The organism is Rhodovulum kholense (genome assembly GCF_003053725.1).
In the GTDB taxonomy this organism is placed as follows: Bacteria; Pseudomonadota; Alphaproteobacteria; order Rhodobacterales; family Rhodobacteraceae; genus Rhodovulum; species Rhodovulum kholense.
The window spans coordinates 147,047-173,180 of sequence record NZ_QAYC01000005.1; the positions used below are offsets into that span (position 1 = coordinate 147,047).

Annotated in this window: 29 protein-coding genes; 21 read left to right on the forward strand and 8 right to left on the reverse strand. The window is 69.1% G+C overall.

The window, feature by feature from the left end:
• Nucleotides 1-12 precede the first annotated feature (12 nt).
• The 4 genes from msrA (at nucleotide 13) to C8N38_RS08770 (ending at nucleotide 2,574) form a co-directional block, all read left to right on the forward strand.
• On the forward strand, nucleotides 13-663 hold the full coding sequence (msrA, locus tag C8N38_RS08755; RefSeq protein ID WP_108026203.1) for a peptide-methionine (S)-S-oxide reductase MsrA: 651 nt from the start codon (nucleotides 13-15) through the stop codon (nucleotides 661-663).
• A gap of 14 nt (nucleotides 664-677) precedes the next feature.
• Nucleotides 678-1,244, forward strand: coding sequence for an AAA family ATPase (locus C8N38_RS08760; RefSeq protein WP_108026205.1), 567 nt, complete (start codon nucleotides 678-680; stop codon nucleotides 1,242-1,244).
• 41 nt (nucleotides 1,245-1,285) lie between these two features.
• Entirely contained in the window at nucleotides 1,286-2,164 is an 879-nt protein-coding gene (locus C8N38_RS08765; protein WP_108026207.1) for a 50S ribosomal protein L11 methyltransferase, read from the forward strand.
• Between the two features lie 62 nt (nucleotides 2,165-2,226).
• Nucleotides 2,227-2,574: a hypothetical protein gene (locus C8N38_RS08770; protein WP_108026209.1), complete on the forward strand. Its 348-nt coding sequence runs from the start codon at nucleotides 2,227-2,229 to the stop codon at nucleotides 2,572-2,574.
• 45 nt (nucleotides 2,575-2,619) lie between these two features.
• Here C8N38_RS08770 and C8N38_RS08775 read toward each other — a convergent pair whose 3' ends face one another.
• Nucleotides 2,620-2,823 carry a DUF1127 domain-containing protein gene (locus C8N38_RS08775; RefSeq protein WP_108026211.1) on the reverse strand — a complete coding sequence of 68 codons (204 nt, stop codon included), beginning with the start codon at nucleotides 2,821-2,823 and terminating at the stop codon, nucleotides 2,620-2,622.
• 322 nt (nucleotides 2,824-3,145) lie between these two features.
• On the opposite strand from C8N38_RS08775, the gene ruvC reads away from it, so the two are divergent.
• The 17 genes from ruvC to folD all read left to right on the forward strand — a co-directional run bounded on the left by ruvC (nucleotide 3,146) and on the right by folD (nucleotide 18,791).
• The gene (gene ruvC, locus C8N38_RS08780; protein WP_108026213.1) at nucleotides 3,146-3,652 is read left to right on the forward strand and encodes a crossover junction endodeoxyribonuclease RuvC; all 507 of its coding nucleotides are present in this window, start codon (nucleotides 3,146-3,148) and stop codon (nucleotides 3,650-3,652) included.
• Nucleotides 3,649-4,326 carry a Holliday junction branch migration protein RuvA gene (gene ruvA / locus C8N38_RS08785; protein WP_108026214.1) on the forward strand — a complete coding sequence of 226 codons (678 nt, stop codon included), beginning with the start codon at nucleotides 3,649-3,651 and terminating at the stop codon, nucleotides 4,324-4,326. Before ruvC ends, ruvA begins: the two co-directional genes overlap by 4 nt.
• Nucleotides 4,327-4,337: 11 nt before the next feature.
• Nucleotides 4,338-5,381 (forward strand): Holliday junction branch migration DNA helicase RuvB, encoded by a 1,044-nt coding sequence (gene ruvB / locus C8N38_RS08790; RefSeq protein ID WP_108026216.1) that lies wholly within the window; start codon nucleotides 4,338-4,340, stop codon nucleotides 5,379-5,381.
• Nucleotides 5,382-5,452: 71 nt separating this feature from the next.
• Nucleotides 5,453-6,103, forward strand: coding sequence for a hypothetical protein (locus C8N38_RS08795; protein ID WP_108026218.1), 651 nt, complete (start codon nucleotides 5,453-5,455; stop codon nucleotides 6,101-6,103).
• Nucleotides 6,100-6,495, forward strand: a complete 396-nt coding sequence (ybgC, locus tag C8N38_RS08800) for a tol-pal system-associated acyl-CoA thioesterase (RefSeq protein ID WP_108026220.1) — start codon at nucleotides 6,100-6,102, stop codon at nucleotides 6,493-6,495. Before C8N38_RS08795 ends, ybgC begins: the two co-directional genes overlap by 4 nt.
• A 107-nt stretch (nucleotides 6,496-6,602) precedes the next feature.
• The gene (tolQ, locus tag C8N38_RS08805; protein ID WP_108026222.1) at nucleotides 6,603-7,298 is read left to right on the forward strand and encodes a protein TolQ; all 696 of its coding nucleotides are present in this window, start codon (nucleotides 6,603-6,605) and stop codon (nucleotides 7,296-7,298) included.
• Between the two features lie 3 nt (nucleotides 7,299-7,301).
• Entirely contained in the window at nucleotides 7,302-7,778 is a 477-nt protein-coding gene (gene tolR / locus C8N38_RS08810; RefSeq protein WP_108026224.1) for a protein TolR, read from the forward strand.
• A 9-nt stretch (nucleotides 7,779-7,787) separates the two neighbouring features.
• Nucleotides 7,788-8,969: an energy transducer TonB gene (locus C8N38_RS08815; RefSeq protein ID WP_108026226.1), complete on the forward strand. Its 1,182-nt coding sequence runs from the start codon at nucleotides 7,788-7,790 to the stop codon at nucleotides 8,967-8,969.
• A complete protein-coding gene (gene tolB, locus C8N38_RS08820) occupies nucleotides 8,966-10,294 on the forward strand; it encodes a Tol-Pal system beta propeller repeat protein TolB (RefSeq protein ID WP_425440029.1) in 1,329 nt (442 codons plus the stop codon). Before C8N38_RS08815 ends, tolB begins: the two co-directional genes overlap by 4 nt.
• Before the next feature lie 101 nt (nucleotides 10,295-10,395).
• Nucleotides 10,396-10,905: a peptidoglycan-associated lipoprotein Pal gene (pal, locus tag C8N38_RS08825; RefSeq protein ID WP_108026230.1), complete on the forward strand. Its 510-nt coding sequence runs from the start codon at nucleotides 10,396-10,398 to the stop codon at nucleotides 10,903-10,905.
• Nucleotides 10,906-10,918: 13 nt separating this feature from the next.
• Complete coding sequence (ybgF, locus tag C8N38_RS08830; protein ID WP_108026463.1) at nucleotides 10,919-11,752, forward strand: tol-pal system protein YbgF; 834 nt, start codon at nucleotides 10,919-10,921, stop codon at nucleotides 11,750-11,752.
• Nucleotides 11,743-12,987: a tRNA lysidine(34) synthetase TilS gene (gene tilS, locus C8N38_RS08835; protein ID WP_425440030.1), complete on the forward strand. Its 1,245-nt coding sequence runs from the start codon at nucleotides 11,743-11,745 to the stop codon at nucleotides 12,985-12,987. The genes ybgF and tilS overlap by 10 nt, the downstream gene beginning before the upstream one ends.
• A gap of 78 nt (nucleotides 12,988-13,065) precedes the next feature.
• Nucleotides 13,066-14,976 (forward strand): ATP-dependent zinc metalloprotease FtsH, encoded by a 1,911-nt coding sequence (gene ftsH / locus C8N38_RS08840; protein ID WP_108026232.1) that lies wholly within the window; start codon nucleotides 13,066-13,068, stop codon nucleotides 14,974-14,976.
• Between the two features lie 53 nt (nucleotides 14,977-15,029).
• Entirely contained in the window at nucleotides 15,030-15,758 is a 729-nt protein-coding gene (locus C8N38_RS08845) for a methyltransferase domain-containing protein (RefSeq protein WP_425440031.1), read from the forward strand.
• A 74-nt stretch (nucleotides 15,759-15,832) separates the two neighbouring features.
• Entirely contained in the window at nucleotides 15,833-17,509 is a 1,677-nt protein-coding gene (locus C8N38_RS08850) for a formate--tetrahydrofolate ligase (RefSeq protein WP_108026236.1), read from the forward strand.
• 74 nt (nucleotides 17,510-17,583) lie between these two features.
• Nucleotides 17,584-17,892 carry a chorismate mutase gene (locus tag C8N38_RS08855; RefSeq protein WP_108026238.1) on the forward strand — a complete coding sequence of 103 codons (309 nt, stop codon included), beginning with the start codon at nucleotides 17,584-17,586 and terminating at the stop codon, nucleotides 17,890-17,892.
• A complete protein-coding gene (gene folD / locus C8N38_RS08860; RefSeq protein WP_108026240.1) occupies nucleotides 17,889-18,791 on the forward strand; it encodes a bifunctional methylenetetrahydrofolate dehydrogenase/methenyltetrahydrofolate cyclohydrolase FolD in 903 nt (300 codons plus the stop codon). Before C8N38_RS08855 ends, folD begins: the two co-directional genes overlap by 4 nt.
• Here folD and C8N38_RS08865 read toward each other — a convergent pair.
• The 7 genes from C8N38_RS08865 to C8N38_RS08895 all read right to left on the reverse strand — a co-directional run bounded on the left by C8N38_RS08865 (nucleotide 18,788) and on the right by C8N38_RS08895 (nucleotide 26,095).
• Entirely contained in the window at nucleotides 18,788-19,225 is a 438-nt protein-coding gene (locus tag C8N38_RS08865) for a PaaI family thioesterase (RefSeq protein ID WP_108026242.1), read from the reverse strand. The genes folD and C8N38_RS08865 overlap by 4 nt on opposite strands.
• Before the next feature lie 53 nt (nucleotides 19,226-19,278).
• The gene (pdeM, locus tag C8N38_RS08870; protein WP_108026244.1) at nucleotides 19,279-19,941 is read right to left on the reverse strand and encodes a ligase-associated DNA damage response endonuclease PdeM; all 663 of its coding nucleotides are present in this window, start codon (nucleotides 19,939-19,941) and stop codon (nucleotides 19,279-19,281) included.
• Nucleotides 19,942-19,992: 51 nt separating this feature from the next.
• Nucleotides 19,993-22,395, reverse strand: a complete 2,403-nt coding sequence (locus C8N38_RS08875) for a ligase-associated DNA damage response DEXH box helicase (protein ID WP_108026246.1) — start codon at nucleotides 22,393-22,395, stop codon at nucleotides 19,993-19,995.
• Nucleotides 22,396-22,438: 43 nt separating this feature from the next.
• The gene (gene dtd / locus C8N38_RS08880) at nucleotides 22,439-22,876 is read right to left on the reverse strand and encodes a D-aminoacyl-tRNA deacylase (RefSeq protein ID WP_108026248.1); all 438 of its coding nucleotides are present in this window, start codon (nucleotides 22,874-22,876) and stop codon (nucleotides 22,439-22,441) included.
• Nucleotides 22,873-23,799 (reverse strand): carbohydrate kinase family protein, encoded by a 927-nt coding sequence (locus tag C8N38_RS08885; protein WP_108026250.1) that lies wholly within the window; start codon nucleotides 23,797-23,799, stop codon nucleotides 22,873-22,875. Before C8N38_RS08885 ends, dtd begins: the two co-directional genes overlap by 4 nt.
• A gap of 69 nt (nucleotides 23,800-23,868) precedes the next feature.
• Nucleotides 23,869-24,957, reverse strand: coding sequence for a TFIIB-type zinc finger domain-containing protein (locus tag C8N38_RS08890; RefSeq protein WP_108026252.1), 1,089 nt, complete (start codon nucleotides 24,955-24,957; stop codon nucleotides 23,869-23,871).
• Between the two features lie 7 nt (nucleotides 24,958-24,964).
• Entirely contained in the window at nucleotides 24,965-26,095 is a 1,131-nt protein-coding gene (locus tag C8N38_RS08895; RefSeq protein ID WP_108026254.1) for an SPFH domain-containing protein, read from the reverse strand.
• Nucleotides 26,096-26,134 lie beyond the last annotated feature (39 nt).

The following is a 26,134-nucleotide window of genomic DNA, read 5'->3' on the forward strand; positions in this document are numbered from 1 at the left end:
GGAGGTGTGTGCATGTTTTCCCTTCTGGGCCGAAAGACCGAGATGGTGCGCGAGGACGAGGCGCTGAAAGGTCGTCCCGAGCCGATCGCCACCGCCGAGACCCATCACGTCTTCGGGCGTCCGCTGCAGGCGCCGGTTCCCGAGGGGATGCAAGAGATCGTCTTCGGCATGGGCTGCTTCTGGGGTGTCGAGCGGCTCTTTTGGAAGCTGCCGGGCGTCTGGATGACGGCGGCGGGCTATGCTGGCGGCTTCACGCCGAACCCCACCTATGAAGAGATCTGCACCGGCCGCACCGGCCATGCCGAGGTGGTGCGCGTGGTCTACGACCCGGCCGAGATTTCGCTCGACCGGCTGCTGCGCACCTTCTGGGAAGGGCACGATCCGACCCAGGGCATGCGGCAGGGCAACGACCGCGGCACCCAGTACCGCTCGGCGATCTATGTTTACACCCCCGACCAGAAGGCGGCGGCCGAAGCCAGCCTCGCGGCCTATCAGGCCCGGCTGAAGGCGGCGGGCTACCGCGCCGTCACCACCGAGATCCGCGAGGCGCCGCCCTTCTTCTATGCTGAAGGCTATCACCAGCAGTACCTGTCCAAGAACCCGGGCGGCTATTGCGGGCTCGGGGGCACGGGCGTAAGCTGTCCGGGGGGAGAGACCGCCTGATCCGGGGGCCATCGGTGACGACTGCGGGGACGCGCCTTCATATCACCGGCGCCAGTGGCGCGGGATGTTCCACTCTTGCCCGGGGGCTGGCCGTACGGCTGGCCTCGCAATGCTTCGACACCGACGATTTCTACTGGCATCCCTCCGATCCGCCGTTCAGTCGTAAGCGCCCGCCGGAAGAACGCCTGGCGCTGATGGCCGAGATCTTCCTGCCCCGTTCCGACTGGATCCTCGCAGGTTCGCTGCTGGGCTGGGGCGAGCCGCTGGTGCCGCGCTTCACCCATGTCGTCTTCCTGACCCTGCCCCCCGCGCAGCGTCTGGCGCGGCTCAGGCGGCGCGAGCGGCTGCGCTATGGCGATGCCATCCTGCCCGGCGGCCCGCAGGCCGGGGCGCACCGCGCCTTCATGGACTATGCGATGGGCTATGACAGCCCCGATTTCACCGGCCGCACCCGGGTCAAGCACGAGCTCTGGCTTGAGGAGCTGCCCTGTCCGGTGATCCGGCTCGACTCCTCGGTCGCGCCCGATCTGCTGGCCGACCGGGTAATCGAGGCGCTTGACCAGACCGTCGGCGCGGCCTAGGCGCTGGGCTCTGATCCCAGCCCATCCGAAAGGCCGCCCCGATGCCCACCTATTCCGCGCTGACCACGCTGACCGCGAAAGAGGCCGCCGACGCTCTGGCCGAGGCCATCGAGGCGCGGATGGACCCCGAACCCATCGGCGTCGGCGTCTTCGAGATCGAGGACGGTTCGGGCCTGTGGGAACTGGGGGCCTTCTTCACCGAGGCCCCCGACGAGGCCGGGCTGGCGCTTCTGGCGGTGGTGCACGGGGCGCGGCCCTTCACCGTGTCCGAGGTGCCCGAGACCGACTGGGTCGCCAAGGTGCGGCGCGATCTGGCGCCGGTTCAGGCCGGGCGGTTCTTCCTTTATGGCAGCCACGATGCCGACCGCGTGCCCGAAGGGCCGGTGCCGCTGCTGATCGAGGCCTCGATGGCTTTCGGCACCGGGCATCACGGCACCACGCTGGGTTGCCTGCGCGCCGTCGACCGGCTGGCCGAGGCCGGGCTGGCGCCCGACGCGGTGGCCGATATCGGCTGCGGTACGGCCGTTCTGGCGATGGCGGCGGCGCATCTGTGGCAGGTGCCGATCCTCGCCTCCGACATCGACCCGGTGGCGGTCGAGGTCGCCGAGGCCAATGTGGCGGCGAACGGGCTGGCGGGGCGCATCCGCTGCCTCGAGGCGGCGGGGTTCGATCATCCCGAACTGGCAGCCGCGGCGCCCTACGGGCTGATCTTTGCCAATATCCTCAAGGCGCCGCTGATCGCGCTGGCGCCCGACATCGCGGCGCAGCTGGCGCCGGGCGGGATCGCGATCCTGTCGGGGCTTCTGAACGAACAGGCCGACGAGGTGGCCGCGGCCTATTCCGCCGCGGGTCTCGATCTGGAGGGGGCGGAACAGATCGGCGACTGGACCACGCTTTGTGTCCTGAAGGGCAGGGGCTGAGCCGCAAAATTGCCGCTTTCTCCCGGCATCATGGCCGAACTTGGCCGATGCGGGAGAGGGCGATGCAGGATCCCCAATATCGCGACTTCCAAAACCGGTTGCAGCGGGTGGCCGAGTTGCACCGCTCCGGCCGCGCCTTCGAGGCCGCCGACGCGCCTCATTCCGGCACTCGGCCGCGCCTTGCCCTGCATCTTCCGTTGTGGCGCTCGCTGGGGGTCATGGCCGCGACGGTCACGCTGGTGAAGGTGGCGATCCTCGTCCAGATCGGCGCCCCGGCCTATGCCGAGCGTCTGGCCCAGGCCAAAAGCCGCACGCCGGTCGAGCGTGCGGCGGCTGCCATCATGCAGGTCGACCCGGCGACGGGTTGGGTTGCGCGCAGGGTCTCGGCTTTGCTCGACCGGGGGCGCTGACCGCCGCCGGGCTCATCCGGTCCCATGGGGCAGGGCGCGCCGATCTCACCGCAGAAGGGTGTCGATGTCGCCACGGCAGAGGCCGATATCGTCGAGTTCCCGATCGCTCAGCTGCGACAGCGCCTTGCGCGTGCGGCGCAACTCGTCCCAGGCCTGAAAGCGGGCGACAAGGGCGGTGACAAAACCCAGACGCGGGGCCGTCGCCAGCAGGCCGGCCGGTTGCGGGTGCGAGAGTTCGAACATGGCCATCTTCAAGGTCCTTCCGTCGCTGCGAGTCGTTCGTCGACTGCATAAAAGCGCAGCTATTCGTCCGGAATGTGGTGCGCAACTGGGCAATTCTGCATGCGACGCATGCGCCGCGCGCATGTCGGAAACGGTCGGACAATTCCCCGTCATAAAAGGGAAAAATCGCTTCCCCGTCTGGTCGCTTTCCGACATCCAGAGGCCGTTTCCTGACCGCGGACGCAACCGGTGCCGCGATGGGGCATGAAACCGCCCGGCCGCATTCCGTCTGGCCGATGTTCGCTTTTCGTGCTACTGCGTCCGAAAAGCCACAAGAAATGGGGCAGCCATGCGTGTCTTGGGCATCGACCCGGGCCTCCGGAACACCGGTTGGGGGGTGATCGACCAGCGGGGCAGCCGACTCGGTCACATCGCGAACGGCATCTGTCACTCCTCGGGCGAGACCCTGGCCGAGCGGCTTTTGTCGCTGCACATCCAGCTGACCGAGATCGTCGCCCGCTACGCCCCCGAGGAGGCGGCGGTCGAACAGACCTTCGTCAACCGCGACGCGGCGGGCACGCTGAAGCTGGGGCAGGCGCGGGGCATCGCGTTGCTGGTGCCGGCGCAGGCCGGGCTCGAGGTCGGCGAATACGCCCCGAACGCGGTCAAGAAGGCTATTGTCGGCGTCGGCCATGCCGACAAGCACCAGATCGACCATATGGTGCGGCTGCAATTTCCCGGGATCGAGATCGCCGGGGCCGATGCCGCCGATGCGCTGGCCATCGCGCTGTGCCATGCCCATCATCTGGCGGGGGGCGCGCGGCTGGCGGCGGCGCTGGCCCGGGCGGGCGCATGATCGGGCGGCTGGCCGGACGGCTGATCCACAAGGGCGCCGATCAGGTGATGATCGATGTCGGCGGTGTGGGCTATGTCGTCCATGTCTCGGACCGCACGCTGATGGGGCTTCCGGGGCCGGGCGAGGCGGTCGCGCTTTATACCGACCTGCTGGTCCGCGAGGATCTGTTGCAGCTTTACGGCTTTCCGACGCTGCATGACCGCGAATGGCACCGGCTTTTGATGGGGGTGCAGGGGATCGGCGCGAAGGCCTCGATGGCGATCCTCGGCACGCTTGGGGCCGAGGGCGTCGGCCGGGCCATCGCGCTCGGCGACTGGGGCGCGATCAAGGCCGCGCCCGGTGTCGGCCCCAAGATCGCGCAACGCGTGGTCAACGAGTTGAAGGACAAGGCCCCCGCGGTGATGGCGCTGGGCGGCCACCTCGCGCCCGAGCCTGCGGCCGGAGCGGTGATCGAACCCGGCCCCGCAGCACCTGCGCCCGCGGCGCGCCCGCAGGCCCCGGTTTCGACGTCGGTTTCGGCGCAGGCCGACGCCCTGTCGGCGCTGGGCAATCTCGGCTATGCTCCGTCCGAAGCCGCCCAGGCGGTGGCGCGGGCCGCGGGCGAAACGCCCGAGGCCGACACCAAGGCGCTGATCCGCGCGGCGCTGAAGCTGCTGGCCCCCAAGGCGGACTGAAGGCTGACTGAATGACCGGACCCGACCCACTGCTGCGCCCCGAGGCGCGCCCCGAGGATTCCGACCGCGCGCTGCGCCCCGAAACGCTTGACGCCTTCATCGGCCAGGCCGAGGCGCGGGCCAATCTGCGGGTCTTCCTGCAAAGCGCGCGCCAGCGTGGCGAGGCGATGGACCATGCGCTGTTCCACGGGCCGCCGGGGCTGGGCAAGACCACGCTGGCGCAGATCGTCGCGCGCGAGCTTGGGGTGAATTTCCGCATGACCTCGGGGCCGGTTCTGGCCAAGGCGGGCGATCTTGCGGCGATCCTGACCAATCTGGAAAAGCGCGATGTGCTGTTCATCGACGAGATCCACCGGCTGTCGCCCGTGGTCGAGGAGATCCTTTACCCCGCGATGGAGGATTTCGAGCTGGACCTCGTGATCGGCGAGGGTCCGGCCGCGCGCACCGTCCGGATCGAGCTGCAGCCCTTCACGCTGGTCGGCGCCACGACCCGGCTGGGGCTGCTGACGACGCCCCTGCGCGACCGGTTCGGCATTCCGGTGCGGCTGCAATTCTATACCGTGCCCGAACTGGAAGAGATCGTTGCGCGCGGCTCGCGCCTGCTCGGCATTCCCGCCGATCCCGAGGGCATCCGCGAGATCGCGCGGCGCGCCCGCGGCACGCCCCGGATCGCCGGGCGGCTCTTGCGCCGGGTCGTCGATTTCGCGCTGGTCGAGGGCGACGGGCGCATCACCCGCAAGGTGGCCGACCATGCGCTGACCCGGATGGAGGTCGACGCGGTCGGGCTTGACGGCGCCGACCGGCGCTATCTGAGGCTCATCGCGGAAAACTACGGCGGCGGTCCGGTCGGGATCGAAACGCTCTCGGCCGCGTTATCGGAATCGCGCGACGCCTTGGAAGAAGTGATCGAGCCCTATCTCCTGCAACAGGGGCTGATCCAGCGGACGCCGCGCGGCCGGATGCTGGCGCAGAAGGCCTGGAGGCATCTGGGTCTTGCGGCGCCGCGCCCGGCCGGGCAAACCGCGCAGACCAGCCTGTTCGACGAAGGCGCCTGACGGGCCCGGCTGCCGCCCCGCCCTGCGTTCCTGACGACGGCGGCCGCGACAGATGCCGAAAGGAGACCGAGATGACCCCCGATGAGGTGACCGCGCTCTTTACCCGGTCCGACGGCGACTATCTGTTCGCGCGCTGGGGGCGGCCCATCGCGCCGGTGGTCTTCGGGGTCGATGACGCGACGCTGGCGACCTTCAAGGGGGCCTGCGAGGCGGTGGTTTCGCTGGCCGGGCACCAACTGACCGAAACCGACCCGGATCTGGGGTCTAACCTCATCGTCTTCTTTTTCGAAGACTGGCTGGAGCTGGTCCGGGTGCCGCATCTCGACCGGCTGGTGCCCGATCTGGTGCGCCGGGTCGGCCGGTTGCAGGCGGCGGGGGCCAACCAGTACCGGTTTTTCCGCTTCGACGAGGATGGCGCGATCCGCGCCGCCTTCGTCTTCGTGCGGATGGATGCGGATCTGGCCCGGGTCCCGGCTGAATCGATCGCGCTCAACCAGATGGTCCAGACGATCCTGCTGTGGTCCGATACCGCCTTCGCCGAGCGCAGCCCGCTGGCCCGCACGCCGGACGGTACGCTGGTGTTGCGGCCGGAGATTGCGGCGGTGATCCGGGCAGGCTATGACCCGGCGATGCCGACGGTCGCCCGGGATTCCAGCCACGCGCTGCGCCTCGCCGCCCGGATCGGCCGCACCCTTGGGCAGACACTCGCGCAGGATACATGACCCACCGCTTCGCCGTCCGCGTCTATTACGAGGACACCGACCTTGCCGGCATCGTCTATTATGCCAATTATCTCAAGTTCATAGAGCGTGGCCGGTCGGAATGGGTGCGCGAGATCGGGCTTGATCAGGGGCGGCTGAAGGCCGAAACCGGCATCGTCTTCGCGGTGCGCCGGGTCGAGGCCGATTATCTGAGCCCGGCCAGGTTCGACGACCTGCTGACGGTCGAGACCGATCTCGTGCGGGCGACGGCCGCGCGGCTGGTATTGGACCAGGCGGTTCTGCGTGGCGACACGCGGCTGTTCGAGGCCCAAGTGACGCTGGCCGCGCTGGGTCCCGAGGGGCGACCGGCGCGACTTCCGGCAGAGTTTCGCCGAAGCCTCGAAACCGGGTAGGCGAGGCCCCGCGCTGACGCGGTTGTGTTGGCAATCCCCCTTAAAACGCGCTAGCGTCCGGTGTAACGCGGGCCGGAAGAACCGGCCCAATCCAACGAGCAGGCAGAATGGAAACCGATACCCTTGCGATGGCGCAGGAGATTGACTTCTCCTTGCTCGCCCTTTTCTTGCGCGCGACCTTCACGGTCAAGCTGGTGATGCTGTTGCTGATCGTGGCCTCGTTCTGGTCGTGGTCGATCATCATCCAGAAGATCATCACCTACCGGAAGGCCCGGGCCGAGGCCGCGCGCTTCGACGAGGAATTCTGGTCGGGCGAGCCTTTGGACGAGTTGTTCGACAAGATCGGCCCCGAACCGCAGGCCGCGCCGGAACGGATCTTTGCCGCGGGCATGATGGAATGGCGCCGCAGCCACCGGCAGGACGGCAAGCTGATCGCGGGCGCCGCGGCCCGGATCGACCGGTCTATGGACGTGGCCATCGCCAAGGAGACCGACAACCTGAATGCGGGGCTCTCGTTCCTTGCGACCGTGGGCTCGACCGCACCCTTCGTCGGGCTCTTCGGCACGGTCTGGGGCATCAAGCATGCCTTCGAGCAGATCGCGCTGCAGCAGAACACCAACCTTGCCGTCGTGGCGCCCGGCATCGCCGAGGCGCTGGTGGCGACCGCGCTGGGTCTGCTGGCCGCCATCCCGGCTGTGGTCTTCTACAACAAGCTCTCTGCCGACAGCGACCGGCTGGGCGGGGGCTATGAATCCTTCGCCGACGAATTCTCGACCATCCTGTCGCGCCAGCTGGACGCCTGAGCCATGGGTGCCAGCCTGACTCCTCGCAAAAGCTCGGGCGGACGGCGGGTGCGCGGCCACCGCCGCCATCCCGCGGCCATGGCCGAAATCAACGTCACGCCCATGGTCGACGTGATGCTGGTGCTGCTGATCATCTTCATGGTCGCGGCGCCGCTTCTGACCGCGGGGGTGCCGGTCGAACTGCCCAAGACCGCCGCCAGCGCGCTGCCCGCCGAGCAGGAGGCGCCGCTGACGGTGACGCTGACCGCCGATGGCAAGGTCGTCTTGCAGGAAACCGAGGTGGCCTCGGACGCGTTGATCCCGAAACTGAAGGCGGTGGCCGCCGAACGCGAGGATGACAAGGTCTATCTGCGCGCCGACGGCGCCATCCCCTACGAACGTGTGGTGCAGGTGATGGGCGCGCTCAATTCCGCGGGCTTCCGCAATATCGGTCTGGTGACCGATACCGGCGGTCCGACCCTCGACGGGCGGGACGAGTAGGGCCGCAACATGAACACCGGGACCTATATCTCGGGGGGCGCGCATCTGGGTCTGATCGCCTGGGTGATGCTGGCCGGGCTGTTCGATGCTCCGCCGCCGAAGCCGATGGAGGTGACCGACGTGACGATCCTGTCCGGCGACGAGTTCGCGGCGCTGACGGCTCCGGCCGCGGCCCCGAAGCCGTCGCAGGAGGTCGCCCCGCCGGAGGCCCCGTCGCTGCCGCGCTCGCCGCGTCCCGCACCCGCGCCCGAGGCGCGCCCGCAACGTCCCGAACCGCCCGCGCCCCAGGCCCCGGCCGAGCCCGATACCGCGCCCGAGGCGCTGGAGCCCCCGGCCGAGGCCGATGTCGCCGAGACCGTGACCGCCCCAGAGGCGCCCGAGATCCCAGAAGCCCCCGAGGCGCCGGTGACCGATACCGCGCCGCCGCGCCCCTCGACCCGGATCGCGCCCGAACCCTCGGCGCCGCCGCCCGAGGACGCGGTCGTGGCCGAACAGCCTTCGCAGGCCACCCGCCCCGATCCGGCCGCCGAGCGGCCCACGCCCGAGGCCGACGAGGCCGCGCCCGAAGAGGCCGCGACCCAGACCGTGACCGAGGCCGAGGAACGGCCCGAGACGGGGCTGGCCATGGCCTCGTCGCCTCGGCCCCGGAACCGACCGAACCGTCCCGCCGCGCCCCCGCGCGAGACCCCGCCGCCGCCAGAGACCGCCGCCGCACCTCAGGCCCCGGCAGAGCCCGATGCCCCCGCCGAAACCGCCTCGGAAGAGGACAGCCTGGCCGATGCCGTCGCGGGCGCCGTCGCCGATGCGCTGTCGGAGCCCGCCGCCGCCCCCGAGGGCACCGGCGGGGCCGGGCGCGCCGCCAGCGGCCCGCCCCTGACCGCGGGCGAGCGCGACGCGCTGCGCGTGTCGGTCTCGCGCTGCTGGAACGTGGGTTCGCTCTCGACCGAGGCGATGCAGACCTCGGTCGTTCTCGGCGTGGACATGGAAGAGACCGGAAAGCCCAATATCGGGTCGATCCGGATGATTTCCTGGACCGGCGGATCGGAATCCGCCGCACGCCAGACCTACGAATCGGCGCGCCGCGCCATAGTGATGTGCGGGTCGTCGGGTTTCCCGCTGCCGGTCGAGAAATACGATCAGTGGCGTCAGATCGAGATGACCTTCGACCCCGGAAAAATGAGGATTCGATGATGCTGCGCCTTCTGACCGCGATCCTGGCGCTGGTCCTTGGACAAGCCGCGCTGCCGGCGCTGGCCCAGAACGGTCCGCTGAGGATCGTGATCGACGAAGGGGTGATCGAGCCCTTGCCCTTCGCCGTGCCCGAATTCGTGGCCGAGAACGCGGCCGCTGCCGAATACGCGCAGAACATCACCCGCGTGATCGCCGCCGATCTGGAAGGCACCGGCCTTTTCCGCGAGATCCCGCGTGAGGCCTTCCTGTCGACGGTCACAAGCTTTGCCAGCCCGGTGCAATATGCCGACTGGAAGGCGATCAACGCCCAGGCGCTGATCACCGGCGCGGTCAGCGTCGACGGCTCTGGGCGGCTCAGCGTCAAGTTCCGCCTTTACGACGTCTATTCGCAGGCGCCGCTGGGCGACGGGCTGCAATTCGGCGGCGCGACCGGAAGCTGGCGCCGGGTCGCCCACAAGGTGGCCGATCAGGTCTATTCGCGGATCACCGGCGAGGGCGGTTATTTCGACAGCCGCGTCGTCTTCGTGGCCGAACGCGGCCCCAAGAACGAACGCGCCAAGCAACTGGCGATCATGGATTACGACGGCGCCAACATGCAGGCGCTGACCGACGCGAATTCCATCGTGATCGCGCCGCGCTTCTCGCCCACGGGCGACCGCGTGCTTTACACGAGCTATGAAAGCGGCTTTCCCCGCATCTATCTGCTGGACGTGGCCAGCGGCCAGCGCCGTATGCTGGACGATCAGCCTGGCACCATGACCTTCGCGCCGCGCTTTGCCCCCGACGGGCGGCGGGTGCTGTTCTCGCTGGCCCAGGGCGGCAATACCGACCTTTACGAGCTTGACCTGCAATCGGGTCGCCGCAGCCGGCTGACCGACGCGCCCTCGATCGAGACCGCGCCCAGCTTTTCGCCCGATGGCAGCCAGATCGTGTTCGAATCCGACCGCTCGGGCACCCAGCAGCTTTACGTGATGCCCGCGAATGGCGGCGAGCCGCGCCGGATCTCGTTCGGGCAGGGGCGCTACGGCACTCCGGTCTGGTCGCCGCGTGGCGATTACATCGCCTTCACCAAGCAGAATCAGGGCCGGTTCCATATCGGCGTGATGCGGACCGACGGGTCCGAGGAACGCCTGCTGACCGCGTCCTTCCTCGACGAGGGCCCGACCTGGGCGCCGAACGGCCGGGTGATCATGTTCACCCGGGAAACCGCAGGCGCGGCCGGGGCACCGGGGCTTTACACCGTCGACATCACCGGGCGGAACCTGCGCAAGGTCCCTTATCAGGGACAGGGGTCCGACCCGTCCTGGTCTCCGCTTCAGCCCTGAGACCCGAAAGACGCGCCCGGAGCCCCGGGCGCGTTTCCCTCATCCAATGCCGCTGGTAGGATGGCCTTGCCGGCGACGATCCGAGAAAAAGGATTTCCTGAATGACCCGCATTACCACATCGATCCTGCTGATGACGGCGCTCGCCGTCTCGGCCTGTTCCAATGCCGACCGCTTCGGGTCGGCCAATGGCGCCGGGGGCGCCGGGGGGGCCTATGGCGCCAACGGCTCGCCCAGCGACCCGACTTCGGTGGCCTATTTCAACCAGACCATCGGCGACCGCGTGCTGTTCCTGGTCGACCAGAGCACCCTTTCGCCCGACGCGACGGTCACGCTGGACGGCCAGGCCAACTGGATGAACCAGAACACCGCCTATTCGGCCACCATCGAGGGCCATGCCGACGAACAGGGCACCCGCGAATACAACCTCGCGCTGGGCGCCCGGCGCGCCAATGCGGTCAAGGAATACCTGGTCTCGCGCGGCGTCTCGCCGAACCGGCTGCAGACCGTGACCTATGGCAAGGAACGCCCGATCGCGATCTGTTCGGAAGAATCCTGCTACGCCAAGAACCGGCGCGCGGTGACCGTGCTGGCCGCCGGCGCGGGGTTCTGAGGAGGACGCGATGATGCGGATTGCGGCGCTTGCCCTGACGGTGGCTCTGGGGCTGGCGGCGGGCGGGCCCGCCTCCGCCCAGTCGCGCGACGAAACCCTGGCGGATATCCGCCAGGAACTGACGGTGCTGAATGTCTCGGTGCAGGGGCTCAAGCGCGAGCTGTCGACCACCGGCGGGGCCATGGGCTCGGCCGGGGGCGGCTCGGCCCTGCAGCGGCTCGACGCGATCGAGGAACAGCTGCAGCGTCTGACCTCGAAGACCGAGGAACTGGAACACCGCATCCAGACGGTCGTCGACGACGGCACCCGCCGGATCGGCGATCTGGAATTCCGGCTGGTCGAGCTTGAGGGCGGTGACGTCTCGAAGCTGGGCCAGACCTCGACGCTGGGCGGCGGGTCGGTCTCGGCCGCCCCCGCCCCGATGATCACGCCCGCGCCGGATGCGGCCGACGGGATGGAACTGGCCGTTGGCGAACGCGCCGATTTCGAGGCCGGAAAGGCTGCGCTCGAGGCCGGTCAGAATGCCAAGGCGGCCGAGATCTTCGCCCGCTTCGGCGACACCTATCCGGGCAGCCCGCTGTCGGGCGAGGCGCAATTCCTGCGTGGCGAGGCGCTGTCGGCCTCGGGCGACACCTCGCAGGCCGCGCGCGCCTATCTGGAAAGCTTCTCGGGCAGCCCCTCTGGGCCGCGCGCCTCTGCCGCGCTTCTGAAGCTGGGGCTTGCGCTGAAGGACCTTGGCCAGACCCGCGAAGCCTGCGTGACGCTTGGCGAGGTGCGCACGCGCTTCTCGGGTTCGGGCGAGGCGCAGCAGGCGGGTGCCGCGATGGCCTCGGCCGGGTGCAACTGAGCCCGGGCGCCGCGGCACTGGAAGCGGCGCTGGCCCGGGCCTGTCCCGGCGCGGCGCCGCTGGCGGTCGCGGTCTCGGGCGGCGGGGACTCGCTGGCGCTGTTGCTGGCGGCGGCGGCGCGGGCCGAGGCCTCGGGGCCGCCGGTCGCGGCCGTCACCGTCGATCACGGGCTTCGCCCCGAGGCGGCCGACGAGGCGCGGAGCGTGGCCGCGATCTGCGCGCGCCTCGGGGTACCCCACAGCACGCTTGTCTGGCAGGGCTGGGACGGCCGTGGCAACCTGCAGGATGCCGCGCGGCGCGCGCGGATGCGGCTGATCGCGGATTGGGCCTTGGCACGGGGCATCGGCCGCGTCGCGCTGGCCCATACCCGCGATGACCAGGCCGAAACCCTGTTGATGCGGCTTGCCCGCGGTGCCGGGGTCGACGGGCTGGCGGCGATGGCGCCCGAACGGCAGGCGCTGGGCGTGACCTGGTTGCGCCCCTTCCTCGACATTCCGCGCGCCGATCTGCGCGCCTTTCTGACCGAGCGCGGGCAGACCTGGGCCGACGATCCCTCGAATGACGACCCGCGCTTCGACCGGGTCCGGGTGCGGCAGGCGCTGGCGCTGCTGGCCCCGCTGGGGATCGGTGCCGAGGGGCTGGCGGCGACGGCCGCCCGGCTGGGCGCGGCCCGCACGGCGCTTGACGCCTGTACCGCCGAGGCCGCCGCGCGGATCGCTGTGGAAGAGGCGGGCGATGTGGTGCTGGACGAGGCCGCCCGTGCGGCCCTTCCCGCCGAGATCGGGCGGCGGTTGCTGCTGGGGGCGCTGGCCTGGGTCTCGGGCGCCGACTACCCGCCCCGGGCCGAGGCGCTGGCCGCGACCCTCGCACGCCTCGAAACCGCGCCGCGCACCACGCTGCAGGGCTGTCTTCTGGTCCGCAAGGCCGGGCGGCTGCGGATCGGGCGCGAGCCGGCGGCGGTGGTGGGGCTGTCGGCGCCCCTCGATGCGCTTTGGGATGGACGCTGGCGCCTTGCGGGACCGGCCACGGGCGGCGAAGAGGTTCGGGCGCTGGGCGAGGCGGGGCTTGCGCTGTGCCCCGACTGGCGCGCGACCGGACTGCCGCGAAGCTCGCTTTTGGCCTCGCCCGCGGTCTGGCGCGGGGGGGCTCTGGTGGCCGCGCCATTGGCCGGTCGCGGAACGGACTGGAGCGCGACGGTAAACCGTCCTTTCAGGACCCGGCTACTCTCGCATTGAACATGCGCCCTCAATCGCTATCTTAGGCCAATGGCCGGGAGCCCTTTGCCCGGCGGACCGAAATTCAAGGAGTACGCCTTGGGCAACGCGCGACAAATCGCCTTCTGGGTCGTCCTGTTCCTGCTGATCCTGGCGCTTTTCAATCTGTTCAGCGGCGGGCAGGGGACGATGTCCTCGCACACCATCAGCTATTCCGAGTTCCTGCGCAATGTCGATGCGGGCGAGGTCTCCAGCGTCACGCTGGACGGCGAGCGCGCGGTGATCCGCGAGTCCGATGGCACCACCGTCACCGCAATCGTGCCGCGCGGCACCGACGTGACCGAGCAATTGCTGGCCAAGAACGTCGATGTCCGCGCCGAGCCGCAGGAACAGAACGGGCTGCTGGCCTATATCGGCACGCTGCTGCCCTTCATCATCCTGATCGGAATCTGGATCTTCCTGATGAACCGCATGCAGGGCGGCGGGCGCGGCGGTGCGATGGGCTTCGGCAAGTCCAAGGCCAAGCTCTTGACCGAAAAGCATGGCCGCGTCACCTTCGACGACGTGGCGGGCATCGACGAGGCCAAGGAAGAACTGGAAGAGATCGTCGAATTCCTGCGCAACCCGCAGAAATTCAGCCGTCTCGGCGGCAAGATCCCGAAAGGCGCGCTGCTGGTCGGCCCGCCCGGCACCGGCAAGACGCTGCTGGCGCGCGCCATCGCGGGCGAGGCGGGTGTGCCGTTCTTCACCATCTCGGGCTCGGACTTCGTCGAGATGTTCGTGGGCGTCGGCGCCTCCCGGGTGCGCGACATGTTCGAGCAGGCCAAGAAGAACGCCCCCTGCATCGTCTTCATCGACGAAATCGACGCCGTGGGCCGGTCCCGTGGCGTGGGCTATGGCGGCGGCAATGACGAACGCGAACAGACGCTGAACCAGCTTCTGGTCGAGATGGACGGCTTCGAGGCCAACGAGGGCATCATCATCGTCGCGGCCACCAACCGCCCCGACGTGCTGGACCCCGCGCTGCTGCGTCCGGGTCGATTCGACCGTCAGGTTCAGGTGCCGAACCCCGACATCAAGGGCCGCGAAAAGATCCTCAGCGTCCATGCCCGCAAGGTGCCGCTGGGCCCCGATGTGGACCTGCGCATCATCGCGCGCGGCACGCCGGGCTTCTCGGGCGCCGATCTGGCGAACCTCGTCAACGAGGCCGCGCTGATGGCCGCACGCGTCGGCCGGCGGTTCGTCACGATGGAGGATTTCGAGAACGCCAAGGACAAGGTCATGATGGGCGCCGAGCGGCGGTCCATGGTCATGACCGAGGACGAAAAGAAGCTGACCGCCTATCACGAGGGCGGGCATGCCATCGTCGGCCTCAACGTCCCGCAGCACGACCCGATCCACAAGGCCACGATCATCCCGCGCGGCCGGGCTCTGGGTCTGGTGCTGAGCCTGCCCGAACGCGACCAGCTGTCGGTCAGCTACACCAAGTACAAGTCCAAGATTGCGATGGCGATGGGCGGGCGCGTGGCCGAGGAACTGATCTTCGGCAAGGAGAACGTCACCTCGGGCGCGTCCTCGGACATCCAGCAGGCGACCCGGATCGCCCGGGCGATGGTCACGCAGTTCGGCTTTGACGAAGAGCTGGGCTATGTCGACTACGCCAACGAGCAGGACAGCTATCTGGGGTCCTATAACAGCGGGCCGAAGCATTCGACCGCGACCCAGAAGATCATCGACGACAAGGTCAAGGCGCTGGTCGACGAAGGCTATCAGACCGCCCGGCGCATCCTGACCGAAAAGCGCGAAGATCTCGAACGGTTGGCACAGGGGCTTCTGGAATACGAGACCCTCACCGGCAGCGAGATCGCCAAGGTGATCGCGGGCGAGCCGCTGAACCGGGGCGATGACGACACGCCCTCGTCGACCGGCGGCGACACGCCCTCGGTCACGGCGATCCCGAAGACCAAGCCCCGGCCCAAGTCGGGCTTGGAACCCGAGCCGCAGGCGTGAGCCCTCACGGCTTTGAAGACTGGAACCCCGGAACCTACGCAAGGTTCCGGGGTTTGCGTTTGCGCCCGGCGCTCGATCTTCTGGCGCAGGTACCCGAGCTGCCCGAGGGCGATATCGTCGATCTGGGCTGCGGCAGCGGCGCGGTCGCCGGCGCGCTGCGCATGCGGTTTCCGCTCAGGACGCTGACCGGGGTCGACAGCTCGCCCGCCATGCTGGACGAGGCCCGCGTCCCGGGTCTTTACGACCGTCTGATCGAGGCCGATGCCGCAACATGGACCCCCGAGGCGCCGGTCGCGCTGATCTTCTCGAACGCGCTCTGCCACTGGCTGCCCGATCATGCCGGGCTTTTCGCGCGGCTGGCGGGCGCGCTGGGGCCGGGAGGCACGCTGGCGGTGCAGATGCCCCGCCAGTTCGCCGCCCCCTCGCATGCCCTGATGCGCGAGATCGCCGCGCGCCGCTTTCCCGACCGGTTCGACTTTTCCGGCTGGCTGCCGCCGGTGGCCGAAGCCGCGGCCTATGCCCGGATGCTGGCGCCGCTGGGCACCGTTTCGGCCTGGGAGACGTCCTATGTGCAGCGGCTCGACCCCGCGGGCGAGGGCCATCCGGTGCGCCGCTTTACCGAGGCGACGGCGTTGCGCCCCTTTGCGGCCAAGCTCGACGGCGAAGACCTGGCCGCGTTTCTGACCGAGTACGAGGCCGCGCTGGACCTGGCCTATCCCGCCGGACCGGATGGCAGCGTGCTCTTTCCATTCACCCGCGTATTCTTCACCCTCACCGTCTGATCGTCGAGGGTTCTGGCCCTCGCCGGATGCAGCCGCTATCTGTTGGAAAAACCGGAAACGCGGGAGGATCGGCCATGGCGCCGAAGACGGATATCGAGATCGCACGCACCGCCGAAAAGCGCCCGATCCAGGAGATCGGGGCCAAGCTCGGCATTCCGCCCGAGGCGCTTCTGCCCTACGGCCATGACAAGGCGAAGGTCACGGCCGATTTCATCGCGGGCCTCGAGGACCGGCCCGAGGGGCGGCTGATCCTGGTGACCGCGATCAACCCGACGCCCGCGGGCGAGGGCAAGACGACGACCACGGTCGGCCTTGGCGACGGGCTGGCGCGGCTGGGCCACAAGACGGCGATCTGCATCCGCGAGGCCTCGCTGGGGCCCTGTTTCGGCATGAAGGGCGGCGCGGCCGGCGGCGGCTATGCCCAGATCGTGCCGATGGAGGACATGAACCTTCATTTCACCGGCGATTTCCACGCGATCACAGCGGCGCATAACCTGCTGGCCGCGATGATCGACAATCATATCTACTGGGGCAACGCGCTTGGCATCGACCAGCGCCGGGTCACCTGGCGCCGGGTGATGGACATGAACGACCGGGCGCTGCGCGACATCGTCTGTTCGCTGGGCGGGCCCTCGAACGGCTATCCGCGCGAGACCGGGTTCGACATCACCGTTGCGTCCGAGGTCATGGCGATCCTGTGCCTGGCCACCGACCTTGCCGATCTGCAGCGGCGGCTGGGCGAGATCATCATCGGCTATACCCGCGACCGGACGCCCGTGCATGCGCGCGAGCTGAAGGCCGACGGGGCGATGACGGTACTGCTGCGCGATGCGATCCAGCCCAATCTGGTGCAGACGCTGGAACATACCCCCGCCTTCGTCCATGGCGGCCCCTTCGCCAATATCGCCCATGGCTGCAATTCGGTCATCGCCACGCGCACGGCGCTGCGGCTGGCCGATTACGTGGTGACCGAGGCAGGCTTCGGGGCCGATCTGGGCGCCGAGAAATTCATGAACATCAAGTGCCGCAAGGCCGGACTCGCGCCCGCGGCGGTGGTCGTGGTGGCCACGGTCAAGGCGCTGAAGATGAATGGCGGTGTGGCCAAGGACGATCTTAAGGCCGAGAATGTGGCGGCGGTCCGGACGGGCTGTGCCAATCTTGGCCGCCATATCGAGAATGTCCGGTCCTTCGGGGTGCCGACGGTGGTCGCCATCAACCATTTCGCGGGCGACACCGAGGCCGAGATCGCCGCCGTGCAGGACTATGTGCGCGGGCAGGGGACCGAGGCGATCCTGTGCCGCCACTGGGCCGAGGGCGGCGCGGGCATCGAGCCGCTGGCACGCAAGGTCGTGGCGCTGGCCGAGACCGACCATCACAGCTTTGCGCCGCTTTATCCCGACGAGATGGGGCTTTTCCACAAGATCGAGACCATTGCCCGCCGGATCTACCGCGCCGATCACGTGGTGGCCGACCAGAAGATCCGCGACCAGCTGACCGCCTGGGAAGAGGCGGGCTATGGCCATCTGCCGGTCTGCATGGCCAAGACCCAGTATTCCTTCTCGACCGATCCCGAATTGATCGGTGCCCCCGAGGGGTTTGACGTGCCGGTGCGCGAGGTGCGGCTGGCCGCCGGGGCGGGCTTCGTGGTGGCGATCTGCGGGCGGATCATGACCATGCCCGGCCTGCCGCCCGAACCCGCGGCCCATTCCATCGGTCTCAATGCCGAGGGCCAGATCGAGGGGCTGTTCTGAGGCGCTGCCGCATTGCGGCGCGCGGGCTGGCGGGGTAACACGCGAACCAGACGTATCGGAAGTCGAGAGGCCGCATGATCCCCCCCCAGACCTGCCGCAGCATGGACGAGCTTCGCCCCCAGATCGACGCGCTCGACGCGCGTCTGGTTGCGCTTCTGGCCGAGCGTGCGCGCTATATCGACCGGGCTGCCGAACTGAAGGCCACAGCGGGCCTTCCCGCGCGGATCGACGACCGGGTCGAGGAGGTGGTGGCCAATGTCCGGGCGCTGGCCGGGGCCGAAGGGCTCGACCCCGATCTGGTCGAAACGTTGTGGCGTGCGCTCATCGAATGGTCGATCGGGCGCGAGGAACGGGCCCTGGGGGCCAAGGAGGTACGGGGATGACTGCGACACTTATCGACGGCAAGGCCTTTGCCGCCGGCATCCGCGAGAAGGTCGCGGCCCATGTGGCCCCGCTGAAGTCCGATCACGGGCTGACCCCCGGCCTTGCGGTGGTTCTGGTGGGCGAAGACCCGGCCAGCCAGGTCTATGTGCGCAACAAGGGCGAACAGACGCGCGAGGCCGGAATGGCCTCATTCGAACATCGCCTGTCGGCCGACACCTCCGAGGCCGATCTGCTGGCACTGATCGACCGGCTGAACGCGGACCCCTCCGTGCACGGGATTCTGGTGCAACTTCCCTTGCCGGACCACATCGGCGAGGCCAAGGTCATCAATGCGATCGACCCGGCCAAGGATGTCGACGGCTTTCACATTTCGAACGTCGGGCTGCTGGCGACCGGGCAGAAGTCGATGGTGCCCTGCACCCCTCTGGGCTGCCTGTTGATGCTGCGTGACGCGCTGGGGTCGCTCTCCGGGCTGAACGCCGTCGTCGTCGGGCGCTCGAACATTGTCGGCAAGCCGATGGCCCAGCTTCTGCTGGCCGACAGCTGCACGGTGACCATCGCCCATTCGCGTACACGCGACCTGCTCGAGGTCTGCCGCGGCGCCGATATTCTGGTTGCGGCCGTCGGGCGCCCGCAGATGATCCCGGGCGACTGGGTCAAGCCCGGCGCGACGGTGATCGATGTCGGTATCAACCGCGTTCCCGCGCCTGAAAAGGGCGAGGGCAAGACCCGGCTGGTCGGCGACGTCGATTTCGCCAGCGCGGTCGAGGTCGCGGGGGCCATCACGCCGGTACCGGGCGGGGTCGGCCCGATGACCATTGCCTGCCTGCTGGCCAATACCGTGACCGCCTGCTGCCGCGCCAACGGCCTGCCCGAACCCGAGGGCCTGACCGCCTAAAGCGGGATCGGCACCATCGTTCCGGTGAAACTGGCCACATGAGTGCGGGGACGGTCCCCGGTTTGGGCAAAGACTTCGGAGCGGACGACGAACAGCCGCCTGCCGGTCTTGACCACCGATCCGGTCGCGATCAGCCGGTCGCCAAGCGCCGGGGCCAGCAGGTGGATGCTGGCCTCGCTGGTCAGCACGTCATGGTCGGGCGGCATCAGGCTCAGCGCCGTGTAACCCGCGGCGCTGTCGGCCAGCGCGAAGGTGAAGGCGGCATGGGCCGCCCCGATCTGCTGGCCGAACTGGGGCCTGATCGGCGCCGAGATCGCCACGGCTCCCGGTGCGACCGATACCAGCCCGGCCCCAAGGGTCGACATCATCGCCTGCCGGGCGAAACTCTCGCGGACGATGGCCTCGAAGTCTGGATTTCTGGGCGCGTGCTGCATGGACTCTCCCTGCACCGGTACGGGATCGACGCTAGCTTGGGCGATCTTCGCTGTCACGCCCGCATGGGCAGGGCCAGCGCCTTCGGCCCGGTCAGGATCGCCAGCGCATCGGCGCCCATCAGCGCATCCAGCACCGGGGCGTGCGTCGCAAGCCCGCCCGTATAGGCGCCGAAGGCGGGCAGGATCGCGCGCCTGCGGTCGATCAGGAAACAGGGCCGTGCCACGCTCTGCCCGCCGAGCCGCCGCCGCATCTTCGGGTGATAATGCCCCGAGACCTCGCCTTCGGCCCCTCGCTCGGCAATATGGCGAAATCGCAGCGGCCCCAGCGCCAGGTCTGCCAGAGCGCTGCCGCCCAGATCGGGCGGGGCAGGGTCGTGATTGCCCGAAATCCAGATCCAGCGGCGCCCGGCCATCAGCGCCAACAGCCGGTCGGCTGCGGGCTCTGGCAGATCGCGTGCCGCGTCGTCATCGTCGAAGCTGTCGCCAAGGCAGATGACCGTGCGGGGCGCCAGCGCCTCGATCTCGGCGGCCAGCCGGGTCAGCGTCTCGTGCGTGTCATAGGGCGGCAACAGGGCGCCCGCGCGCCGGGCCAGCCGGTCGGCCTTGCCCAGATGCAGGTCGGACACGGCCAGCAGCCGTTCGGCCTCCCACCAGAGCGCGCCGGAGGCACGGGCGGTCAGGACGGTTCCGGCCAGGGGGAAGGCATATCCGTTCATGCTTTGTTTCAACCGCATCCGGGACCCGGGGGCAAGGCCGATGTCATGGCCTCAGCTCAGGCCCGCGGCGGCCATCAGTCGGGCGGCGGCCTCGTCGATCAGCCGCTGTTCGGCCGCGCCCTTCACCGGAACCCGACCGGCTTCGAGGAACAGCGGCGCCGCCAGCGGCGAGACGCGGTCAAGGCGCCGGTGGTCGATCCGGCCGTGCACGCGGGCCAGCATCGCCTCGATCCGGCCGAAATCGACAAGACCCTTCATCGCCTCCTCGCGCGTGATCTCCAGCAGAACGTGATCGGGGTCGTAACGCATCAGCGTGTCGTACAGGATGTCGGACGAAAAGGTAGCCTGCCGCCCGGTCTTGCGCTGCCCGGGCAGGTTTCTCTCGATCAGCCCGGCAATGACCGCAGATGTTCGAAATGTGCGCTTCATGACCGCATTTCTGGCCAACCAACCAGAGAAGGCGGTATATAGCTCGTTTGAATCCATCAAGTCCGATGGGGCGTTGACAGGCTCGAGCCCCCAGATCAGCGTGGCATAGTCGGACGCGACAAACCCCAGGGGCGCAAGTCCGGCGGCCTCCATCCGCTGGGTCAGCAAAAGGCCAAGGGTCTGCTGTGCGTTCCTTCCCGCGAAGCCGTAGACGCACAGATGGTGGCGGCCCTCATAGGGGAAGGTCTCGACCAGCAGCCGGTCGCGCTCGGGCAGCGCCGAGACCTCGCGCTGAAGCGCCAGCCAGTCGGCGGTATGGGCGGGCAGGCCGGACCAGTCTGCGGCCCGGAACACCTCCAGGATGCGGTCGGCCAGCCGGGTGGAGGTGGCGAACTTGGTCCCGGCGAAGACCGCGATCTTCGGGTCGCGGCCGGGGCTGCGACTGACCTCGACCACCATCTCGCGGAGCGTCTCATAGCGCACGACCTGCCCGCCGATGAGGAAGGTGTCGCCCGGGGTCAGCGTCGCGGCAAAGGCTTCTTCGACCTCGCCAAGCGGCGCGCCGCCGCGCGCGGGCCGCAGCCGCACTTTCAGGGTTTCCTCCTCGACGATGGTGCCAAGGTTCATGCGGATGCGTTGGGCCGTGCGCGGGTCGCGCAAGGCCCAGCGGCCGTCGGGCCCCTGTTTCAGCCGCTGCCAGCGGTCATAGGCGCGCAGCGCGTAGCCGCCGGTGGCCGCGAAGTCGAGGCAGGCGTCGAAACGGGGCCGCGTGAGGTCGGCATAGGGCCCGGCCGAGCGCACCTCGGCGAACAGGGCCTCGGCGTCGAAGGGGCCTGCAGCGGCGGTGGCCAGAATGTGCTGGCACAGCACATCCCGCGCGCCGGGGCCGCGCGGCTCGCCATCCAGATCGCCCGCGCGCACAGCGTCGAGTGCTGCCACGCATTCGACCACTTCGAACCGGTTCGCGGGCACAAGCAGGGCCTTCGACGGCGCGCTATAGCGGTGATTGGCGCGGCCGATCCGCTGCACCAGCCGCTTGACATTCTTCGGCGCGCCGACCTGGATCACCAGATCGACATCGCCCCAGTCGATCCCGAGATCGAGTGAACCGGTGCAGACGACCGCCCGAAGCCGCCCCTCGGTCATTGTCGTCTCGACCTTTTCGCGGGCCTCGCGCGACAGGCTGCCATGGTGGATCGCGATCGGCAGGGCATCCTCGTTGGCCAGCCAAAGGTCGCGGAAGAAAAGCTCGGCCTGGGCGCGGGTGTTGTGAAAGATCAGCGTCGTGCGGTGGCGCGCGATCTGGTCCAGCACCGCCGGGATGGCGTGGCGCCCGCCCCCCCCGGCCCAGGGCGGCGGCGCACCGGTGTCCAGCATCGCGATGTCGGGTGGCGGGCCCGGATCGGCGGTCAGGATCTCGCAAGGCGCGCTCGTCGGGCCCAGGAACTCTGCCAACGCGGGCGGATCCTCGACGGTCGCGGACAACCCGACCCGGCGGAGCCCGGGGCAGAGCCGTTGCAGCCGGGCGAGGCTCAGCGTCAGCAGATCGCCGCGCTTCGACTCGGCCAGCGCATGAATTTCGTCGACGATGACCCGGCGCAGCCCGGCAAAGATCCGCGGTGCGTCCTCGTAGCTGAGAAGCAGCGCCAGACTTTCGGGCGTGGTCAGCAGGATATGCGGAGGGTCGGCGCGCTGGCGACGACGACGGGCCTGCGAGGTGTCGCCGGTGCGGTCCTCGACGCGAATCGGAAGGGCCATGTCCTCGATCGGCCGACCGAGGTTGCGGCGGATGTCGGCAGTCAACGCCTTCAGCGGTGAAATGTAGATAGTGTGCAAGCCCGACGCGGGATTTTTCGAAATCTCGACCAGAGAAGGTAGAAAACCTGCAAGCGTCTTGCCGCCCCCGGTGGGCGCGATCAGCAGCAGGGAGGGCGCGTCCGCCCGGGTCAGCATCGCGGTCTGATGCGGATGCACGGTCCAGTCCCGGGCGGCGAACCAGTCAGCGAAGGGCGAAGGCAGGGCCATCGACGTCTCCGGACGACGGCGGGTCAGGCCGGGCCGCGCGCGGTCATGCCTCGATCCAGATCGTGACCGGCCCGTCATTGACAAGCGAGACCTTCATGTCGGCCCCGAACCGCCCGGTCGCGACCGGCACGCCTTCGGCGGCCAGCGCCTCGGCAAACCGCAGATACAGCCGTTCGCCCTCGGCCGGAGGGGCGGCGCGCGAAAAGCCCGGTCGGTTGCCGCTGGAGGTATCTGCGGCCAGTGTGAACTGGCTGACGACCAGCGCCGCGCCGCCGGTATCGAGCACCGAAAGGTTCATCTTGTCGTCCGCGTCACGGAAGATCCGCATCCGCGAGATGCGGCGGGCAAGCTTGTCGGCCTCGGCCCCGGTATCGCCCGCCATGGCGCAAACGAGGATCATCAGTCCCGGCCCGATCTCGCCGAGACAGGCGCCATCGACCCGAACCGCGGCCTCGCTGACGCGCTGGACCAGCGCCCTCATGCCAGCTCCTCCGCCCAGGGCGGGTTGGCGCCCGCGCGCGAGACGGTGACGCCGGCGGCGCGGATCGCAAAGCCCAGTGCGGCCTCGATCACGTTCTGTGGCAGACCGGCGGCAAGGGCGTCGCGGTCGAGCCTGCCCGCCTGCGCCAGCCCGGCCAGCAGCCCGGCATTGAACGTGTCGCCCGCGCCCACGGTATCGACCACCTGCACGGGCGGCGCAGGCACGTGGCACTCGGCCCCGGCGGTCAGCGCATCGGCGCCCTCGGCGCCCCGGGTCAGCAGCACCAGCCGCGGTCCCCGAGCCAGAAACCCCCGCGCCAGATCGCGCGCGTCCCCCGGCCCCTCGAGCCAGTGCAGGTCCTCGTCCGAGATCTTGAGAATGTCGGCCGCCGCGATCATCCGCGCGATCCGGGCGCGATAGGCGGGCACGTCGGCGATGAAGCCGGGCCGGATGTTGGGGTCGAGCATGGTCACCCGCGCCCCGGCCTCGCGCAGGAACAGCGCCTCATAGGCGCTGCCGCAGGGCTCGGCCATCAGCGAGATGCCGCCGCAGAACAGCGCGCGCACCGACGCGGGAAGGGTGGGAAGGTCGGCGGGCGTCAGCATCCGCCCGGCCGTGGCCTCGTCATAGAAGGCATAGCGCGCCTGGCCGCCGACAAGCGTGACGAAGGCCAGCGTGGTCGGCCGGGCCGAACGCAGGCAAAGCCCGGTCTCGACGCCCGAGGCGGCCAGCGCCCCGGCAAGCTGGGTGCCGAAAAGATCGGTCGAGAGGCCCGCCAGAAAGCCCGTGGGCGCGCCAAGCCGGCCAAGCGCGATCGCGGTATTGAAGACCGCCCCGCCCGCATGGGGGGCAAAGGCCGGTTCGCCCTCGGCACTGGTCCGGGGCAGCATGTCGATCAGGGCTTCGCCCGCGCAAAGGATCATGGTCCGCTCGCCGTGTTGGGTCAGACGCAGGCTAGCCTGCCGCCTCTGCCGGTGCAAACGGGCATCGCCTCACTGCTGCAGCGCCGCCAGGTAGCCGATCCCGGCTGCCAGCGCGAGACCCAGCACCACGGCAATGGCGATCTTCCAGGCCGACCAGGGCCGCTCGCCCCGCACCCGGCCGCTGCGCCCGTTGACGACGAAGCGGTAGGTCTTGCCGCGATAGCGGTAGGCGGCCAGCCAGACCGGCAGCAGCACATGCTTGAAGGTGACGGCCGAAACCTGGGTCTCGAGCCGGTCGATCCGCTGGCTGTCGCCGCCGATGTCGAACATCACGTCGCGGCGGATCACCCGGTCCATGGTCCGGCGCGCCTCGGCAAAGCCGGTTTCCAGATCGACCGTGTAGCCTTCGGCCCGGAAGCCCGCCAGATACTGCGGCCGGTAGGGCAGCATCAACGACAGATCCCAGGGTTCGAGCGCGTCGGTATAGCGTTTGGGCAGGCTGGTCGCGGCCAGCACCAGCACGTCGTCGAAGAACCGCGCGACCCGGCCCGACACCGGGGTCCAGCGGATCTTCTGTATCTGCACCGTTTCCGACCGACCCTCGCGGATCACCCGGCGGCTTTCGTGATAGATCGTGCCGCGCGCACCGCTGTATTGCGATTTGGTGTCGGCATCGAAGGTCCAGTAGGGGACGTAGATGCCCTCCATCCGGCGGCCCTTGCGGGCATAGGCCTGCAACCCGTTCGGCGCGAACCAGAGCCGCCCCAGCCAGTCGGTCATCGCCTTGTGCGCCTCGGCCTCGGACAGCGCGAAGGGCAGCACGCCCTTGGGCTTGATCCGCCGCTGAACCCCGGTTCCGGTGACGACGGGGGTGGCGCAGAACGGGCATTCGGCGGCATGGGTGGCTTCGTCCAGCTCGAATTCGGCGCCGCAATTGGGGCACTTGATCTGCCGGACGTCCTGCATCTCGGCGCCCGGCAGGGCCGCGTCGAGCGCCGCGCGGTAGTCGAGCTCGGCCAGCGGCGCGTCCCAGGGGCCGGTGCCCTCGACGGGCTCCTCATGGCCGCAATGGTCGCAGATCAGCCGGCCATCCTCGGGCGAGAAGCGCAGGTCGGCCCCGCACTGGTCGCAGGGAAAGCGGTGGTCGGGGGCGGTCATCCTGGGCTCAGACCCCGGGCGGAGGCGGTGGCGGGGCGACGGTGAACAGCCGGGCCAGCTCGGGCACCTCTTCGGCGCGCTTCCAGCCGTCCTGGCCCTGGGTCCAGACGAAGCTGTCGCGGCGGAAGCTGCCCTCGCTGGCCATCCGCCCCAGCCGTGCCATCGAGAACGGCCCCGAGGTCTGGCCGTTCTCGGCGATGTGCCAGACATGTTCGACCGGCGGCGGGGGCGGGGGGACCGGCATCGCGGCCTCGGCCGCCGCGCTGCGCGGCACCGTGCCCCAGGGGCCGGTCTGGGCGACGCTCTGGGCCATCGCCATACCCAGACCCGCGCCGATCCCGGCCGCCATGCCGCTGCCCGCGGGGCTTTGGGCGGCTTCGGTCATGGCTTCGGCCGCGGAATACTGGGTATAGCGGCCCAGATCGCCCGCGATCCCCATCGAGGTGCGCTTGTCCAGCGCCTTTTCCACCTCGGGCGGCAGGCTGATATTCTCGATGTAGAATTCGGGCATGGTCAGGCCGTAGGCCTCGAGCGTCTTCGACACCTCGCCCGAAATCAGCTTGCCCAGATCGGCGGTGTTGGCGGCCATGTCCAGCACCGGGATGCCGGAGGCCGCGATCACCCGCGAGAATTCCTGCACGATGACATTTCGGATCTGGAAGCCGATCTCGTCCATGGTGAATTCGCCATCGGTGCCGACGATCTCGACCATGAAGCGGGCCGGGTCGGTGACGCGGACCGCATAGCTGCCGAAAGCGCGGATCCGGGTCGGGCCGAATTCGGGGTCGCGCAGCATCACCGGGTTCTTGGTGCCCCATTTGAGGTCGGTGAAGCGGGTGGTGTTGACGAAGTAGATTTCCGACTTGAAGGGCGAGCGGAAGCCGTGATCCCAATGCTGCAGCGTGGTCAGCACCGGCATGTTGTTGGTTTCCAGCATGTAAAGGCCCGGCGTGAACACATCGGCCAGCTGGCCCTCATGGACGAAGACCGCCGCCTGACCCTCGCGCACCGTCAGCTTGGCGCCGTACTTGATGGCATGGCCCTCGCGTTCGAACCGCCAGACCATGGTGTCGCGGGTGTCGTCGACCCAATGGATGACGTCGATGAACTCGCCGGAGAGAAAGTCGAAAATGCCCATGGGTCAGGTCCTCCGTTGTGTCCGGGGCAAACTATAGGG

Coding starts and splice junctions, on each gene's coding strand:
- pdeM (WP_108026244.1), bottom strand. CDS start 19,941: ATGAACGGATATGCCTTCCCCCTGGCCGGAACCGTCCTGACCGCCCGT.
- ybgF (WP_108026463.1), top strand. CDS start 10,919: ATGCGGATTGCGGCGCTTGCCCTGACGGTGGCTCTGGGGCTGGCGGCG.
- C8N38_RS08890 (WP_108026252.1), bottom strand. CDS start 24,957: ATGACCGCCCCCGACCACCGCTTTCCCTGCGACCAGTGCGGGGCCGAC.
- ruvB (WP_108026216.1), top strand. CDS start 4,338: ATGACCGGACCCGACCCACTGCTGCGCCCCGAGGCGCGCCCCGAGGAT.
- C8N38_RS08855 (WP_108026238.1), top strand. CDS start 17,584: ATGATCCCCCCCCAGACCTGCCGCAGCATGGACGAGCTTCGCCCCCAG.
- msrA (WP_108026203.1), top strand. CDS start 13: ATGTTTTCCCTTCTGGGCCGAAAGACCGAGATGGTGCGCGAGGACGAG.
- C8N38_RS08850 (WP_108026236.1), top strand. CDS start 15,833: ATGGCGCCGAAGACGGATATCGAGATCGCACGCACCGCCGAAAAGCGC.
- C8N38_RS08865 (WP_108026242.1), bottom strand. CDS start 19,225: ATGCAGCACGCGCCCAGAAATCCAGACTTCGAGGCCATCGTCCGCGAG.
- C8N38_RS08770 (WP_108026209.1), top strand. CDS start 2,227: ATGCAGGATCCCCAATATCGCGACTTCCAAAACCGGTTGCAGCGGGTG.
- C8N38_RS08765 (WP_108026207.1), top strand. CDS start 1,286: ATGCCCACCTATTCCGCGCTGACCACGCTGACCGCGAAAGAGGCCGCC.
- ybgC (WP_108026220.1), top strand. CDS start 6,100: ATGACCCACCGCTTCGCCGTCCGCGTCTATTACGAGGACACCGACCTT.
- tolQ (WP_108026222.1), top strand. CDS start 6,603: ATGGAAACCGATACCCTTGCGATGGCGCAGGAGATTGACTTCTCCTTG.
- folD (WP_108026240.1), top strand. CDS start 17,889: ATGACTGCGACACTTATCGACGGCAAGGCCTTTGCCGCCGGCATCCGC.
- pal (WP_108026230.1), top strand. CDS start 10,396: ATGACCCGCATTACCACATCGATCCTGCTGATGACGGCGCTCGCCGTC.
- dtd (WP_108026248.1), bottom strand. CDS start 22,876: ATGAGGGCGCTGGTCCAGCGCGTCAGCGAGGCCGCGGTTCGGGTCGAT.
- ruvC (WP_108026213.1), top strand. CDS start 3,146: ATGCGTGTCTTGGGCATCGACCCGGGCCTCCGGAACACCGGTTGGGGG.
- C8N38_RS08875 (WP_108026246.1), bottom strand. CDS start 22,395: ATGGCCCTGCCTTCGCCCTTCGCTGACTGGTTCGCCGCCCGGGACTGG.
- C8N38_RS08795 (WP_108026218.1), top strand. CDS start 5,453: ATGACCCCCGATGAGGTGACCGCGCTCTTTACCCGGTCCGACGGCGAC.
- C8N38_RS08775 (WP_108026211.1), bottom strand. CDS start 2,823: ATGGCCATGTTCGAACTCTCGCACCCGCAACCGGCCGGCCTGCTGGCG.
- tolB (WP_425440029.1), top strand. CDS start 8,966: ATGATGCTGCGCCTTCTGACCGCGATCCTGGCGCTGGTCCTTGGACAA.
- C8N38_RS08885 (WP_108026250.1), bottom strand. CDS start 23,799: ATGATCCTTTGCGCGGGCGAAGCCCTGATCGACATGCTGCCCCGGACC.
- ruvA (WP_108026214.1), top strand. CDS start 3,649: ATGATCGGGCGGCTGGCCGGACGGCTGATCCACAAGGGCGCCGATCAG.
- tolR (WP_108026224.1), top strand. CDS start 7,302: ATGGGTGCCAGCCTGACTCCTCGCAAAAGCTCGGGCGGACGGCGGGTG.
- C8N38_RS08895 (WP_108026254.1), bottom strand. CDS start 26,095: ATGGGCATTTTCGACTTTCTCTCCGGCGAGTTCATCGACGTCATCCAT.
- C8N38_RS08815 (WP_108026226.1), top strand. CDS start 7,788: ATGAACACCGGGACCTATATCTCGGGGGGCGCGCATCTGGGTCTGATC.